Source organism: Christiangramia sp. LLG6405-1, assembly GCF_045055805.1.
In the GTDB taxonomy this organism is placed as follows: domain Bacteria; phylum Bacteroidota; class Bacteroidia; order Flavobacteriales; family Flavobacteriaceae; genus Christiangramia.
This window is the reverse complement of sequence record NZ_CP159330.1, coordinates 2993446-3008851: the sequence shown is the minus strand read 5'-3', so window position 1 is coordinate 3008851 and position 15406 is coordinate 2993446. Positions and strand designations below refer to the sequence as shown.

Annotated in this window: 18 protein-coding genes; 1 reads left to right on the top strand and 17 read right to left on the bottom strand. The window is 31.4% G+C overall.

The window, feature by feature from the left end; all coding sequences use genetic code 11:
* Nucleotides 1-107: 107 nt before the first annotated feature.
* From ABVM50_RS13880 to ABVM50_RS13815, 14 genes are all read right to left on the bottom strand, one after another.
* Nucleotides 108-1193, bottom strand: coding sequence for an alpha/beta hydrolase (locus ABVM50_RS13880; protein ID WP_405199109.1), 1086 nt, complete (start codon nt 1191-1193; stop codon nt 108-110).
* A 634-nt stretch (nt 1194-1827) separates the two neighbouring features.
* Nucleotides 1828-2196 (bottom strand): type II toxin-antitoxin system HigA family antitoxin, encoded by a 369-nt coding sequence (locus ABVM50_RS13875; RefSeq protein WP_405199108.1) that lies wholly within the window; start codon nt 2194-2196, stop codon nt 1828-1830.
* A gap of 11 nt (nt 2197-2207) precedes the next feature.
* Complete coding sequence (locus tag ABVM50_RS13870) at nt 2208-2504, bottom strand: type II toxin-antitoxin system HigB family toxin (protein ID WP_141878116.1); 297 nt, start codon at nt 2502-2504, stop codon at nt 2208-2210.
* A 270-nt stretch (nt 2505-2774) separates the two neighbouring features.
* Entirely contained in the window at nt 2775-3194 is a 420-nt protein-coding gene (locus ABVM50_RS13865; RefSeq protein ID WP_405199107.1) for a hypothetical protein, read from the bottom strand.
* Nucleotides 3195-3352: 158 nt separating this feature from the next.
* Nucleotides 3353-4006, bottom strand: coding sequence for a hypothetical protein (locus tag ABVM50_RS13860; protein WP_405199106.1), 654 nt, complete (start codon nt 4004-4006; stop codon nt 3353-3355).
* Between the two features lie 157 nt (nt 4007-4163).
* On the bottom strand, nt 4164-4877 hold the full coding sequence (locus tag ABVM50_RS13855) for a hypothetical protein (RefSeq protein ID WP_405199105.1): 714 nt from the start codon (nt 4875-4877) through the stop codon (nt 4164-4166).
* A gap of 167 nt (nt 4878-5044) precedes the next feature.
* Nucleotides 5045-5635: a hypothetical protein gene (locus ABVM50_RS13850; protein WP_405199104.1), complete on the bottom strand. Its 591-nt coding sequence runs from the start codon at nt 5633-5635 to the stop codon at nt 5045-5047.
* Between the two features lie 290 nt (nt 5636-5925).
* Entirely contained in the window at nt 5926-6495 is a 570-nt protein-coding gene (locus tag ABVM50_RS13845) for a hypothetical protein (RefSeq protein ID WP_405199103.1), read from the bottom strand.
* A gap of 154 nt (nt 6496-6649) precedes the next feature.
* A complete protein-coding gene (locus tag ABVM50_RS13840; RefSeq protein WP_405199102.1) occupies nt 6650-7186 on the bottom strand; it encodes a DUF1697 domain-containing protein in 537 nt (178 codons plus the stop codon).
* 185 nt (nt 7187-7371) lie between these two features.
* Nucleotides 7372-8022 carry a hypothetical protein gene (locus tag ABVM50_RS13835; RefSeq protein ID WP_405199101.1) on the bottom strand — a complete coding sequence of 217 codons (651 nt, stop codon included), beginning with the start codon at nt 8020-8022 and terminating at the stop codon, nt 7372-7374.
* Nucleotides 8023-8158: 136 nt separating this feature from the next.
* Nucleotides 8159-8881, bottom strand: a complete 723-nt coding sequence (locus tag ABVM50_RS13830) for a carboxypeptidase-like regulatory domain-containing protein (RefSeq protein WP_405199100.1) — start codon at nt 8879-8881, stop codon at nt 8159-8161.
* Nucleotides 8882-9533: 652 nt separating this feature from the next.
* Nucleotides 9534-10052, bottom strand: coding sequence for a hypothetical protein (locus tag ABVM50_RS13825; protein WP_405199099.1), 519 nt, complete (start codon nt 10050-10052; stop codon nt 9534-9536).
* 159 nt (nt 10053-10211) lie between these two features.
* Nucleotides 10212-10772, bottom strand: a complete 561-nt coding sequence (locus ABVM50_RS13820) for a hypothetical protein (protein WP_405199098.1) — start codon at nt 10770-10772, stop codon at nt 10212-10214.
* A gap of 167 nt (nt 10773-10939) precedes the next feature.
* Nucleotides 10940-11392, bottom strand: coding sequence for a hypothetical protein (locus ABVM50_RS13815; RefSeq protein ID WP_405199097.1), 453 nt, complete (start codon nt 11390-11392; stop codon nt 10940-10942).
* 405 nt (nt 11393-11797) lie between these two features.
* Here ABVM50_RS13815 and ABVM50_RS13810 point away from each other — a divergent pair, with 405 nt between their 5' ends.
* Nucleotides 11798-12271, top strand: a complete 474-nt coding sequence (locus ABVM50_RS13810) for a hypothetical protein (RefSeq protein ID WP_405199096.1) — start codon at nt 11798-11800, stop codon at nt 12269-12271.
* Nucleotides 12272-12482: 211 nt separating this feature from the next.
* Here ABVM50_RS13810 and ABVM50_RS13805 read toward each other — a convergent pair whose 3' ends face one another.
* The 3 genes from ABVM50_RS13805 to ABVM50_RS13795 all read right to left on the bottom strand — a co-directional run bounded on the left by ABVM50_RS13805 (nt 12483) and on the right by ABVM50_RS13795 (nt 15274).
* A complete protein-coding gene (locus ABVM50_RS13805; protein ID WP_405199095.1) occupies nt 12483-12923 on the bottom strand; it encodes a DUF4304 domain-containing protein in 441 nt (146 codons plus the stop codon).
* Between the two features lie 753 nt (nt 12924-13676).
* Nucleotides 13677-13862: a hypothetical protein gene (locus tag ABVM50_RS13800; protein ID WP_405199094.1), complete on the bottom strand. Its 186-nt coding sequence runs from the start codon at nt 13860-13862 to the stop codon at nt 13677-13679.
* Between the two features lie 878 nt (nt 13863-14740).
* Nucleotides 14741-15274, bottom strand: coding sequence for a GNAT family N-acetyltransferase (locus ABVM50_RS13795; protein ID WP_405199093.1), 534 nt, complete (start codon nt 15272-15274; stop codon nt 14741-14743).
* Nucleotides 15275-15406: the final 132 nt, after the last annotated feature.

Genomic DNA, 15406 nt, shown 5'->3' with positions numbered 1-15406 from the left:
AGGGATGCGGATTTGTCGGCTTAGTTGTTTTAATAATTGGTTTCTAAAATAACCATTTTCAGCTAACTACCCGTTATTTGCGGTGAACCGTTGTTAGCCTCTGGCATTCATTTTTCAAAATGTTCTTCTAAGTAATTTAAAAATTCTATTCTCCATACGTTATAATCATGTCCAGAAATGAATTCTATAAAATTAAATTGAATTCCATTGTTTTTCATGTCCTCTAAAAATTCAATATTATCTTTTAAAATACTTGTTTCGTATTTTCCTGCTCCAATATAGAATATTGGGTACTTATCAAATTTGAATTTTATTGGATTTATCGACTGCGCAAATGGAGAAATATAATCTGATGTTGAAAATGCTATAATTTCCTTAAATATAGTTGGATTATTTAGTCCAGCGTGAATACAAAAAGCAGATCCATTAGAAAACCCAAATAAGTACCTTTCACCTTCCCAGTTTTCTATTTTATTCTCAATTGAATCTATTACTTCTTTGTAGAAAAAATCTTGATGTCTTTTAAAAAGTACATTATTCTCATAACCTTCCACATACTCCTGGTGTCTATTTGATGGACTAGAATGTATACCAATTAACTTTATTGGTTTTATTTTATTAATTGAAATCAAATAGTCAATATAAGGAGCATAATTTTCGACTACTGAGCCGTCCGTGAAATAAATATGTGGAATTTTTGAATTTACTTTTTCTGGTGTATAAACAGTTATTTCTCTTTCTTCTAATAAATATTTACTGGATATTTTCTTAGAAATTATTTTGCCTTTAAGATCTTTGTTTTCTAAATAATTTTTATTTCGGTTTTTTCCCTTCCATAAAAATTTATCTCCTTCTACAATTGCATTATTTTGATTTAATTTAATTGAATTTCCTTTTGGAACTAATTCAATCATCTGATCCAAAGAGTCTTTTTTATAAACCACAATATCGTAAGTGAAAATTGCATCATTAAGATTCGGAATTTCTAAAACTCCTTTAAAATCTCCCGTAATAGAATCCTGTTTTAAATCTTCTGTGAGTCCTTCAAACATTTGAAACTGGACAAAGTCAGCTTCACCAGAATAAAGAACAGATAACCTTTCACTCTCAATATTCTCATTTGTTTGTGCACTAGTTGAAAAACAAGAGCTAATTATACCAATAATTAAAAATGTTTTTAGCAGAATTTTCATTTTGAATGCTTGAGGCTAACGTTATCGAATAGGAACAGTAGGGGATTCTATATACGGATTTGTCAGATTAGCTTTCTGTTTGTTGATGATATAAATATACAGTTTAATTTATTTCCCCTATTGTTCTTATTCGTTGTTATGTGCAGTGTAGCGGCATTTTGCGAAAAATGCTGCGAACGGCGTTCGACAGACCTGACCCTCGGGCCATCCCGCTTCAACCGTTTAGAATAGCGTTTATCCTTAGGATAGGCGACGTTCTGGAACGGGGAGCAAACAGCAGGAAAACAAAAAATGAGTGGAAACCCTACTTTACTTATTGCTTTATTTCTTGTTCCTTTACAGCGAGTTTGCAGCTATCGCTTCTAAAAGCTAGCTTTTCTCCGCTAGCCGCAAGCAAACTCGCTACAAACACAGCGGTTCCACGATTTTTTTGGTCCTTAGCTTCTACCTGTTTGCTTGATGCTGAGAGCTCGCCCAGGACTGGCGAATGGCATATAACGGTTTCGGTTATCGCCAGTTGGCGGAGTGAGGGACGTGGATTTATCGGCTTAGTATTGGTTTGTTGGTCAAGATAATTACATTCTTTCTAACCTTGCCGCTTATTGGCGATTAACCGTTGTTCTATGCTGTTTTTTCACTTCGACAATTGGTAATTAGTTACTAATACAGATGCAGAAATATGTAGAATTCTCTCAAGTTCTCTAATCATATCTACCGTTAATCTTTTCTTTTTATTTAAAATTTCTGAAACTCTACTTTTTCCTCCGATGACACCAACTAAATCCTTCTGTTTAAGATTCATTTCTTCCATTCTAATTTTTATAGCCTCAATCGGATCTGGAGCCTCAATTGGATAATGCTCATTTTCATAATTATCAATCATCATAGAAAGAATTTCCGCCTCGTCGCCCTCTTTAGAATTAATTGGAGCGTCAAATATCACTTCTAGTCTTTCTAAAGCCTTCTCGTAGTCTTTATCGCTTTTAATAGGTTTAATTTTCATAGCTCTAATTTTTAAATTGTGTTCGCATCTATTTTATCATAATCAGTGTGTGTTCCGACAAACCGAATAAAAGCCCATTGTCTATCATAGTTAAACTTAACTACTAATCGGTATGAGTTTCCTTTAATGTTGAAAACAACTCTACTATTTTTTAAAATGCTAGCATTTACATACGTTTTCTTGATATCACTTGGAGAAGCCCAATTTGAACTTTTTGCTGTTTCGTACCAAGTTTTTAAATACTGTTCTGAATCAGAATGTTTTTTCCAGAATTCTCGTAATGTACTTTTTGCAATTATTCTCTTCATTTGATAAAATCTAAAACAAAGATAATTAAAGTTCTCATAAGTAGAACTTTTTAGTAGAAATCTTTCTGAGAAAATAGCATAGAACGGTCTCGGTTATCGCCGGTTGGCGGAGTAAGGGACGCGGATTTGTCAGCTTAGTATTGGTTTGTTGGTCAAGATAATTATTTTCTTACTTATTGTGCCGCTTATTTGCGATTAACCGATGTTGGCAGCTGGCATTTAGTAATAATCTTCTTGAATACATTTAAACCCTTTGTTTTTAAAGAGAAACTATTTTTTTAATCCAATTTTCATAAATCCTTCTTCCATTTTCATTCTGAGATACAAAATTTCATTACTCATAGAAAATGGTAATGTATCATTCATTGTATTTTTTTCTGATAATATGACGTAATTATTATTTCTATCTATTTCGTAAGTTCCTTTAATTTCCGCCAACATTGGATGAAGCATTTCGTATTCATTATTATCTTTAAAGGTATAAGTAACAGGTAGAATCATCATTTCAAACATTTTTCTAAAATTCTCCGCTTCTGTCTTTCTAGATTCATCTTTATAATAAATTGAATCTGCCGTTTGATTATAATATACAATCTCGTCTTCATAAGATGTGACATTCCATGTACCGGTCAATTCCTGAGCGGTGATATTGGTTGATAGAAATAGAAATAATATTATAAGTTTTTTCATAATGAAATTTTTAATGCTTGCTGCCAACGGTTACGGTTATCGCAAGTTGCGGGAGTAGGGACGCGGACTTGTCGGCTTAGTTATTTTCTTTCCTGGTTTCTAAAATTATACTTTTTCGCCAATACCCGTTATTTGCGATGAACCGATGTTGGCAATAGTTATGATTTCGATCTCTTGAATCTATTACCATCTTTTAGGATTATTACATTTTCCTTTACTTTTTCTATATCATACTCGTAAACTTTATTAGAAATAATTCTTGGACCTTGTGATTCTAGTACAATTTCTATATTTTTAGATGAAGAGTTAGACAACTCGAACTCTAATATTTCATAGCCTACAAATAGAATCTTATATTTTTCATTTGTATTGCTACGAGCCTTTAATATCAATGCTTCCCCATCTTCATTTGCTTGAGAATTTTTAGTTGATTCGAAAGAATCTGATCCTAATAAAATATTAGCTGGTAGTGGTCTCATGTTCAGAGTTCCATCTAGAATCTTAAAGTGTATTTTTATTGAGTCTTTCTTATTATGAACATTTTCAATTTTAATTTGGCTTTTTTGACTCGTTGCCACCTTATCAAATTTTAAAATAAGTTTATTAGATTTAAAACTAAAATCTCCGCTTCCAGTACTATCCATTCCCAAACAGCCATAAGTGTAAAATTTAAATTTGGTATTTTCTTGAAACTCAATACAGGTTGAATTAAATCCTCCATTTAATGAGCTACAAAAATTACCTTTAAGATCGCTTTGAGAATAGGTAAATGAAGCCGTCAATATTTGTAGTAAAATTATAAATTTCTTCATATCATAATTATTGCCAACGGTCCCGGTTATCGCCAGTTGGCGGAGTAATGGACGCGGATTTGTCGGCTTAGTATTGGTTTGTTGATCAAGTTAATTATTTTCTTTCTAAGGCTGCCGCTTATTGGCGATCAACCGATGTTAGCAATAGTTATTTGCGTTACTTACTTTCTTGCATAACTATATATTCTTCGCTTGCTTCATAAATCTTTTGTATCAAATCTAGACGCCTTGATGGGTCTAATAACTCATAATTTAATGATTTAGATTCTAAATAATCAAAAAATAGATTACATCGGTTTTCGGGAATTCCGAGAGAATTTTTTAAATACTCACAATTCAAAGTATCGTCCGACGCAAATAATTCTACATAATCACTTAAATGAATAATTCGTATCTCAGATTTTTTAGGAATTGACTTCTTATTACCTGGTATAATACTAGCTAATAGATTTCCTTTAGGATTTGGTGGATAGTATATAAACCAATTTTTTTCTAGATCCGTTTGAAATGTTTCTTTTAATTCTTTATTTGCCGTTTTCACATCAAATGCCTTTGACGACGAACTGATATTTACTTGATCTAATAAGTTAACTATCTTCTTAAGTTCAATTACTAAAGTTGCTTGTAAGTGATTTTTTTCAACGATCAGTAATTGTTGTTCAAATTGTATCGAGTTGAATACTAAAGTGTCTCCTAAGTCACTTGGTATAGAAAAATACCCTTCTTGATTTGTAGTAGAAGAAATTCCGCTATTCAAATTTGCAATTTTAAAATCTGATACTCTTTCATCTGATTCATAAACAATACCTCTGACTTCCTGAGCTGTTAGACTTTGAACACAAATTAGAATTAAGATTATAAGTATTCTCAAGCAGTTTCTCGGTTAAATAATTATTGCTAACGGTTTGCGGTTATCGCAAGTTGCGGGAGTAGGGATGCGGACTTGTCGGCTTAACCATTCAATTCCTGGTTTCTAAAATTACACTTTTTCATCAAAACCCGTTATTTGCGATGAACCGCTGTTGTACACAGTAATATTTATTTGATTAATAACTGTCCTAGATTATTACTAATATTGAAGGAGTAGCATTGGTTGGTCCATATCATTTTATGTTTTTTCAAAAGTGAATTCCATTTTGTAGCTCCATTTTCAAAATGATCGTATATAATTCCTTTCTCAAATTTGTATTCTGGTGCTGCATTATCCGTTTTTAATAATGGAATTGAATTATTTTGAGTTATTGAATCAGATACATTATTTAATTTTTCATTCTGATCAACGAATTTTTTTATTTCTTTTCCTGTAAAGATGTAATCTTTTCCAGCGATAAACTTTGTTGAGCAAGCTCCATTAAAAAACTGAGTAACGTAAAGTGTATCTGACTGAATTTTCCCTTTAAAGATTTTTTTGACTTTTACAATAATGTCATAAGCCTCTTTTTCTTTTTTCCAGGAATAATTTAAATATTCAGTTTTTTCAGGATTTAATTGATCGATTACTGTTCCAATTAATATGTAATCTACTTTATCTTTAAATTTCTGAATATTATTTTTGTTTAATTCTGAACATTCACATGCGAAGGAATTAATAGAAGTCAGAAATAAGAAAATTAGTAGCAGAATTCTCATAATATTATTGTGTACAACGGTCTCGGCTATCGCAAGTTGCGGGAGTAGAGACGCGGAGTTGTCAGTTTAATTGTTTTCTCTCCTGGTTTCTAAAATTTCAATTTTTCGGCATTACCCGTTATTTGCGATGAGCCGTTGTTACTTGCTGTTTTTTATATCTATAAACTCCTTAAGAACTTCTTCTTTGAGGTGGTTTTGGTGGTGGAGTCGGCCTTGAAGTTGGAGTAGGAGTATTTTTTACTTTTCTCGGTGGCGGCGGTGGCGGTGGAGTTGGTTTTTTTGACATCTTTTTAATTTAAAATTCCAATTGTTCCAATGATGATTAAAAACACTAAGTCTATAAATAGAAAGGTTCTTGTAAAATAATAAGACTCTGCTCTAAAATCATTAATTTTTTGATTTTGAGAAGTAAGCTCTTTATAATATTCGAAGATTTGTTTCTCAAACTTTTCGCAAGTTTTTGTCTTTGCTTCTTCTCTTTTTTCCTTGTAATCTTTTAAATCACTGTATTTATAGTAATATTTATAAAGGTCCAATTCATATTTAGCAAGCGATTTTGTGTTTGGAAGATATTCATATTTTCTAGTAAATCCGTGAAAGACAACAAATAAATTCCAAATTGTAAAAATTACTGATAATCCAAAAATGCAAAAACTGATTATGAATAGCCAATCTAACTTTGTAGATAAATCTTTTATACCGTCTGGAAAGTATTTGTTGAAAGAATATAAAGCTGCTCCAATAAAAACAAAAAGTAAAGTTGTCGGATATTGAATTAATCTATCATAGAATCTTTTCCTGTCGTGCTCGAATAAATATTGTTCTTTAAATAATTCTGTGTTATACATTGATTTTTCCATAGAAAAAATTGCAAGTAACGGTTACGGTTATCGCAAGTTGCGGGTGTAGGGACGCGGACTTGTCGGATAAACCATTTTCTTTCCTGGTTTCTAAAATTACACTTTTTCTACAATACCCGTTATTTGCGATTAACCGATGTTGGCGGTAGTTAGATTATTTTTCACTCAACTCAATCAACTTCAAAACGGTTTTCCAATTTCTTGTTGTAGCTCCTACGTTCAGCTTTTTCTCGAAAAAATTGTTGCTCAATTTGGATTGGTGATATTTACCATCGCAATATATGAAAACCTCTTTATCCACTAATTGAAATTTGTCAGGTTCGTGATTATAGGTTTGTATTTTGATCAGATTTTCTTTTTTAGGTTTCTCTTTTAGAAATGTAAGATGTAATCTGGTAATATCGGTTTTCTGATCAAAAAATGGGTTTCTAGTGACCTGAACTTTAAGTTCTTCTGAATTTCTAACAATTACTGGAACTTGAAAGCCATATTTATCTTGTATAGCTTCGTAAAGTACTTTTTCTAATTCGGAGTTGTCTTTGTCGGAGTTTAATAAGATATTTCCACTTTGTATATAAGTCTCTATTTGATCGAAACCCAATTTTTCACAAAGTAGTTTCAAATCTTTCATCAATATCTTTCTTTTTCCACCTACATTAATACCTCTTAAGATTGCAATTTTCTTGTTCATTTGGATCTTTATTCTAATTACCGCCAACGGTCTCGGTTATCGCCAGTTGGCGGAAAAAGGGACGCGGATTTGTCGGCTTAGTATTGGTTTGTTGGTCAAGATAATTATTTTCTTACTAACGCTGCCGCTTATTGGCGATTAACCGTTGTTGCCTAGCGTTTTGTTTACAAATTCTCTATTGATCTTTATTTTGGTAAAGAAGGCGGTGGAGGAGGTGGCGGTAAATTTGTCATATCAAAATGTTCAAATAATACATTGTATTTGAAAAAGTTATTCTTCTGATTGGAGTTTATTTTTTCAAAATTGTGTACTATTTCTTTTAAAACCTTTTTTGTTTTATTGATGTTTTGATTCTTGTCTATATATAAATGAACTAAAGCAGGTTTTAGAACTTGTTCGTTATATTTGAAATTATATGGTTTAGAGATTATGTTGTTTAATTCAATTTTTAAATCTTCAATTGGAATTTTCTCTTGATTAAATAAGTCGGTTACAATTGAGTCATTTTTTATCATAATAATGTTTCTACTAAAATAACACACTACGATATTAGATGTTGGACACTCAGAAGATCCAGTTAAAAAGTACTCTTTATCATCTATAGTAAAACTTAGTCCGGCCATTATACCATTACATGTAAATTCACCCATTTTAGAAGTTAATTCCTGAAAATTTTGACAAGAATCTATATTTATAATTCTGAAGTTTTCTTCATTTTTTAGTTCTTCAAAGCGTTTAGAATATATTTTCTGAGTCTCGGGTTCCTTTTGCTCTTGGTATGATTCGCAACTACTAAAAGTCAACACGGGAATCAATATGTATAGAATTTTTTTCATCAAAATGCTTGGCAACGGTCCCGGTTATCGCCAGTTGGCGGAGTGAGGGACGCAGATTTGTCGGATTAGGTTTTAATTGTTGGTTAATTTAATTATTTTCTTACTAACGCTACCGCTTATTGGCGATTAACCGTTGTTAGTTGCAGGTTTTATGGTTCGAAAATAAGTTATGAAAAAAATATCCCACCTTATCGAAAACGTTACGCTTTTGAACTATTGTAATTCCACCTAATGGTGTATTATCTTCGATCAATTGAACGTTGAAAAACTTATTATTTCTAAAGAATCTTATCTCTTTCATTTCAAAACCGACAAAAGAGAAAATTAGGAAATTTTTTTCTCCTAGTTTTTCAGCGGGAATTTTCAAATTGAATTCTCCCTCTAAGTTAGTTTGTGTTCCAATCCTTGAATCTTTGAAAATGACATTGGTTCCAGCTATTGCTTGGCCGTCTGCATCAGTAACTTTCCCTTTAATTGTAATTGAATCTTGAACCTTCTTAATAGGTAATATACTTTTCCATTCCGTTCTATCCGTTTGCTCAAATGTTGGTTTAGTTGAATTAGCAGTTACTGGCTGGTTCAAACCAATTATGGAACTAAGACCTATGACAAAAGCAAATTTGGAAAAATATTGATTACCTAATTGATTTGACTCAATTTTGTTTTCTAAATGGGACGGATGTAATTTACCACATACCTCTCCATTTTTTTCGATTTTTTCAAAAATTTCATTCTTACTGTATCCAGTGAAATCAATAACTTCTTTTTTACATTTATCACAAAATTTATTTCCATCAAGGCGTCTCATTGATTGCCAGGCTTGATCACAAGGGTTAATTACTTCAATTCTTCTTTGCATAAATTCTGAATTCAGTTTTGTTTAAAACTTGCAACTAACGGTTTCGAATAATCGTCAGTTGTGGTCGTACGTATTCGGATTTGTCGGCTTAGGTTTTTGTTTGTTGGATTCTAAAAATACTATTTTATTTCAAATGGCCACAATTGCGAATATTCGTTGTTATACACTGGTGCGACACAGCCGAGTAAGAACCTCAGATATGCCACTGTCGGGAATACTCTGACTTTTATAAAAAATCTTGCTTATTTGGTTACAATTATTGCGTCCGAGTTAGCGTCCGTTTCTTGTTACTAAGCTTCTTTTTGATGAAGTTCTTAGTAGCTAATTTGTTTTTGAGCAGCTACCAAAAGCTTCTTTACTTATTAAATTTTTCCTGACCGATTTTTTAGAATTTTCGATAGAACCAGGATTTTCTAAGTTTAAGATTCACAAAAGATTCTTAGTTGAGAATTATCAATTGAAGCTTTTCAAATTCGAATTTTTCAGATTGGATCCTTATTGTTTTTAGTATCTAAAATCGTTGCAGAGCACTTGTGTATAACGGTTACGGTTATCGCAAGTCGCGGGAGTAGGGACGCGGACTTGTCGGATTAACCATTTTCTTTCCTGGTTTCTAAAATTACACTTTTTCTGCAATACCCGTTATTTGCGATTAACCGATGTTGGCACGACGTGCATCTTTTCTAATTATTTCTTTATAAACTTTTAATTTGAAATCAATTATTTCAGCGCTTTTCTCGTTTTGCTGGTCTCCGGTATCATCAGATAATTTATCCCAGGTTATTTCATTAAGATATTCGGAGTGTAGAAATTCATCAATAATGTCAACTTCGTTCGAAGTGAATTCTAAATCTGCTTCAAATGGTAATTCGGAGTGATTAGAATTGATAAAGTTTAATCGGAGTTGTCCGGCCATTTCATCAAACCATATGTAGTAAATTAAATTTGAGATAGTTTGAGAAACATTGATTTGTGACTTTCTATTCTTCTTTATACGAGACAGAAAACTTATAAAATCGGTAACCTTGAGTTTAGCCAAATGCTTTTTAGAAATAGTAAATGATAGCATATTTTCATAAATCTCATTTTCTACTTGAGAAGTTTCATCAGTAAGAAAAATTTTCTCCGCAATATATGATTCGTATTGATTGAAATATTCTTCTTTACTCATAATCTAATGCATGCGTGCCAACGGTCTCGTATATCGACAAGTGGCGCGGAATCATGGATGCGGATTTGTCGGCTTAACGGTTTAGTTTATTATGGAAACTAATTTAGTTCTTTTCTATGAAACCCGCCATTTGCGATATACGTTGTTGGCAACTGGTATCTACTCGGATTTTTGTTTTTTATATAATTCAATTGCTTCTAAATAATCCTTAGCTCCTTGTTCACTTAAATCATTTATAAAACCATCTAATCCGGGTCGATTAAATTTTATCCAGTTAACTAAGGAGTCTCTTTGTTTTTGCCACATATCCCAGTTCGCATCAATACAATCTAAGTTTTCAATTTTATTTATTTTCCCATTTTTAAAATGAAAATTACGATTACAAGTTAATGGGTTATTATTCAGATATTCAAATCTTGAAGATTTAACTGATACAGTTGCGCTCACTTGGTTTCCTTGTTCTTTTAGTTTTACAATTTTGTAAACTGGTCTGAATATAGAATCCCATTTAAAATGTTCATAATAACTCTCTTGCGTAAATTCCATTACGTAATCACCTTCTGTGATTATTAAACTATCAGAAAGAACATTTTTTACTTCTTGATAATCAGATTTTTTAAAACCGTCGTAGTACTTCATTACCTGTTCAGGTTTTGGTACTTTTTGTACAGCACAGCTTGCGAATGAAATTGCAATTATTAGTAATGAAATTTTCTTCATTAGATTAAATTTCTCTGATACTTGTTGCCAACGGTCTCGGTTAACACAAGTTGCGGGAGTAGGGACTCGAACTTGTCGGCTTAGGATTTAATTTGTTGGTTAATTTAATTATTTTCTTTGAAAAGCTACCCGTTATTTGTGATAACCGTTGTTGGCTGTAGTTTAATTTATTTCTGAAGTTCTTGAGAAATTCTCTTTTCTAATTTAACAAGTTCTGTCATCAATTCAGTTTTTGGAGTCTCGAGGAATCGTGTCCATTCATTAGAAAATTTCTCAAAGAATATGCTCTCTTGTTTAGCTAAATATTCTAATGTTATATTATTCACATTTCCAGCTCTTAGACTATCAATTTTTTTCTCCAATTTTCTGCGATATACTTCGCATAAATCAAATCGCGCATTTGCTATTCTTAGTGAGATTCTATTCGTTGTATCAGACACATAAGATTTCGAAGGTACAAAGGCTGTCTTACTTTTATAGATTATCTTATCTGTTAATCTATATCGTGCAGAAATACCAACATGTGCATCAATATTATCAGTCAGATCTTTACTCTCATTGTAAATAAAATCGTCCCATTTTAACTCCGCTTTTTCTGTCCAAACGATTGTATCTTTCATTATCCACCATTCTCTCAGATCATGATAATACCTATTAACAATTGATCCGATTAAGATTGATGAAATTACAATCAATATTATTAAGTATGGTTTCCTCAATCTCTCAAAATTAAATTACTGCCAACGGTCCCGGTTATCGCCAGTTGGCGGAGTAAGGGACGCGGGTTTGTCGGCTTAGCATTGGTTTGTTGGTCAAGTTAATTATTTTCTTTCTAACGGTGCCGCTTATTGGCGATTAACCGTTGTTGTTGCCAGTTTTATATAGTATAATTATGATTTTAACTAATCACTAAAGCTTAATTATCTAACAACTTTGTTTTTTATAAAGCTTATATTTTTTAATTTAACAGCCTATATTCTTCTATTATTACATAAAAGCCGTCTTATTACCTAAGTAAATGTTTTATGAAACTTATTAGATCCGTATTAATTATATTTTGCTTGTTTCTAAGTGTGTCTTTTTATGGACAAATAAATGATTCTACGCAAAACGTCAAGGCTTTAAACTCTCATTTTTATACTTCTAGCCAATCTTTGATAGATCAACCTTATGTTCTTAAAAATTTGAACATAAATTCAGAAGGACAAGATCTCGTACTATATAATTCAACAACTAATTTGTACGATGTTTATTTGGACGTTGATAATACTTATAGTTACAGCGGTTCAACGAGTATGTTCAGATCTAAGTCTAATTTTTTTACTACTGCGTTTTTAGGGAATAATTCAGGAATGGAAAATGATATTTTTTTACCTCGTGCCTCAGTATTATTAGGAGAAAACGTTAATTACCCAGTTCGTGATTCATTTAATCCTCATGGAGCCTCTAACTTTAAGGAAGCTATTTTGGGTGGAGTTTTAGGCTTAATATTTAATTAATTGTAACCTTGAAGATTTCTATTTTCCTTTAGTTTTAATTTCCAGATTCAATTACAAAATTGGCTACAACGGTTACGGTTATCGCAAGTTGCGGGAGTAGGGACGCGGACTTGTCGGATTAAATATTTTATTTCCTGGTTTCTAAATTTACACTTTTTCGGCAATACCCGTTATTTGCGATTAACCGATGTTGTGTGTAGTGCTTTAGTTTTCACTTTATTTTGAAATACTCTTTTATAAAAACTGGAATATGATTTTGGACTTTTAGATTCACTAAATATTCCTTTAAATCAGATTCAGATTTTAATCGCTCAAGATTAGGAACAATGAAATTTTTAATAAGATTTTCAATTTCTTCCTCTCTTTCCTTTTTTGCAATTTGATTATCTAAGTTTAAAATATCAATTAGAGAATATTCTTTACTGGCATTATATTTAGAAGAACTTAATATCTGAATATGAAAAGAGTCATTTTTGGCATTTACCAAATTGTAACCCTCATTTAAATAATATTGATTATTAAAACTTGATTTTTGCAGATTTACGATTTGAGAAATTTCTATTTCGGTTTTCACCCATGTTAAATTCTTCTTGTTAAACCCTAAAGGGACAAGGTATTTATCAAATTCAGCTTTAAGTTCTTTACTATTCATATGTGGCATTACACACAACGGTCTTGGTTAAGGCAAGTAGCGCGGAGTAGGGACTCGTTCTTGTCGGCTTAGTTGTTTTTTACTTGGTGTCTAAAATAGCACTTTTCACCAGAATGCCCGCTATTTGCGCTTAACCGATGTTGGCTACTGTATTTATTGTTCCTCGTATTCTTTTATATTCCTAATTATTTGAGTGTATGTTTTTAAAAAATCAAACAATATAAATGTGATGAATAATAGAAATGGTATTCTAAAATAATTCCAATATTCAAAATTATCTACTATTGATTGAAATAAGCTTGAAAGCAATAGAATCACAACGGAAATAATAATATATGTACTATTCTTATTACTATTGAGATCATTAATTGTGTCGCGTAATTGATTATTCAAATGCTCTCTTACAGGAGATTCATTTTCTTCTTTTTACAGCTTTTTCAGATGTCGGAGAAGTTTTGCTTCATAAAAGTACTTAGGGCCTTGCAAAAGATAAGTGATTGAAAAGATAACTACTAATGCTGAATCCTCCCAACGGAGTTTATCATCAAAAATGTCAAATGGAGCAAATGATTTTATGACAATTATTATTCCCAATAAAATAAACATCACACTAAAATATTTGAGTAATTGAAGATATTTTAATCGATTATTAATCGATTTTTTTCGTTGACCTAAAATTGAATTCAAAGATTCTACTATTGTAATCCTATCTTGCATTGTTAATCCTTAAAAATGGTTATCAAAAATTGAATATTATTTTTCTGAATGAATTCTGAAATCTTTTCTTATTTGAGAATTCAAACCAGCAATTAAAATTATTGCAACAATCAGAATTGTAGTTTTACCGTTTTTCAACTCTAACAAGAAATAACTTCCCGTTAGAAATAAGGCAAAAGCAAATATTGCAATAAATAATGTTTTTGTAGATATTTTCTTCATTCTTGAATCTTTCTTAAATAAATATAGTTGCCAACGGTCTCGGTTAACACAAGTTGCGGGAGTAGGGACGCAAACTTGTCGGCTTAGGTTTTAATTGTTGGTTAATTTAATTATTTTCTTCGAAATACGACCCGTTATTTGTGATAACCGTTGTTATCTCACGTTTTTATTGTACTTAATATTATGCTGAGTACTAAACATAAAAATGTTGTCGTTAAGAATGTTCTACTTGATTTGTAAATTTTTGATATAAAACTCCAGTTATACAAATAAATGAACATTGGGAAAATGAAAATCCAAAATCCAAAATATTCTTTTATACTAAAGTCGAAATTGCCATAATTAAAGCCAGAATATATTGTAGAATATCGCGTTAGCACGAATAGGATTAGTCCAAAAATAAATATTGAATTTGTTTGTGCTATATTTAATCTAAAATTCTTTCTTCTGTTTCTTACTTTCCTTTTACTCATCCAGAGATATGTAGTAAAACAAAATCCTAATGCTACAGAAAATGTTGAAATTATTAATAAATCAAAATTAGAGAAAGAAGTATTTACAAATTCTTTCCAATTTCCTTCTCTTATTGCTGAAGTGATACTTCTTGTTTTAGCTATTTGTTGAAAAAGGATATTTAGAATTATAGAATAACCTATTCCTACTAGTATTCCAGAATAGAATTCAAAATTTCCTGTTTGCATTATTGAAAATCTTGATTTTAATCTGTTCAATTTAAGTATATTTTTTCGTTTAAAAATGTGAGATAACGGTCTCGGTTATCGCCAGTTGGCGGAGTAAGGGACGCGGATTTGTCGGCTTAGTATTGGTTTGTTGGTCAAGTTAAATATTTTCTTTCTAACGCTGCCGCTTATTGGTGATTAACCGTTGTTAGCTGCTGGCCTATATAGTTCGAATATTCTATTATCCTCATTGTCTTTATCAAATCGTTCTTTGTTCAAATGAAATTGGTTATTAATTAAAAGACTGATTGAATTTTTATTTTGTTTTTGAGTAAAGGCTTCTATTTTGTCAAGGTTCAATTTTCCAAACCCAAAATTCAGAACCGGAATCATAGATTCGTTCATAATTCCTTTTCGCTGATATTTTGGATTTAAATCATACCCGATTTCTGCAACTTTTCTATCCTCTGAGAAATTCCACAAACATATCGAGCCTATCATATTCGTTTCATTTTTTAGAGTAATACACCAGTAAATTAATTCGTTGTTGGATATCTTCAAATTGGTGTTTAGAATAAAATCCAGCGCTTTTTCTTGAGTATCAGCATTTTTTCTCTTGACAAATTGATTTACAATTTCATCAGAGCGTAAATACGAGACAATTTCCCAATCGGCTTCTTTCAGTTTTCTCAGAACTAATCTTTCCGTTTCTATAATGGGAAATGTGTTCATTTTTACTTAATTACTTTAAAATAGGCTTGCAGCTAACGGTCTCGGTTATAGCAAGTTGCGGGAGTAAGGACGCGGATTTGTCGGCTTAGTTTTTTATTTATTGGTCTCTAAAATGACAATTTTCAGCAAACT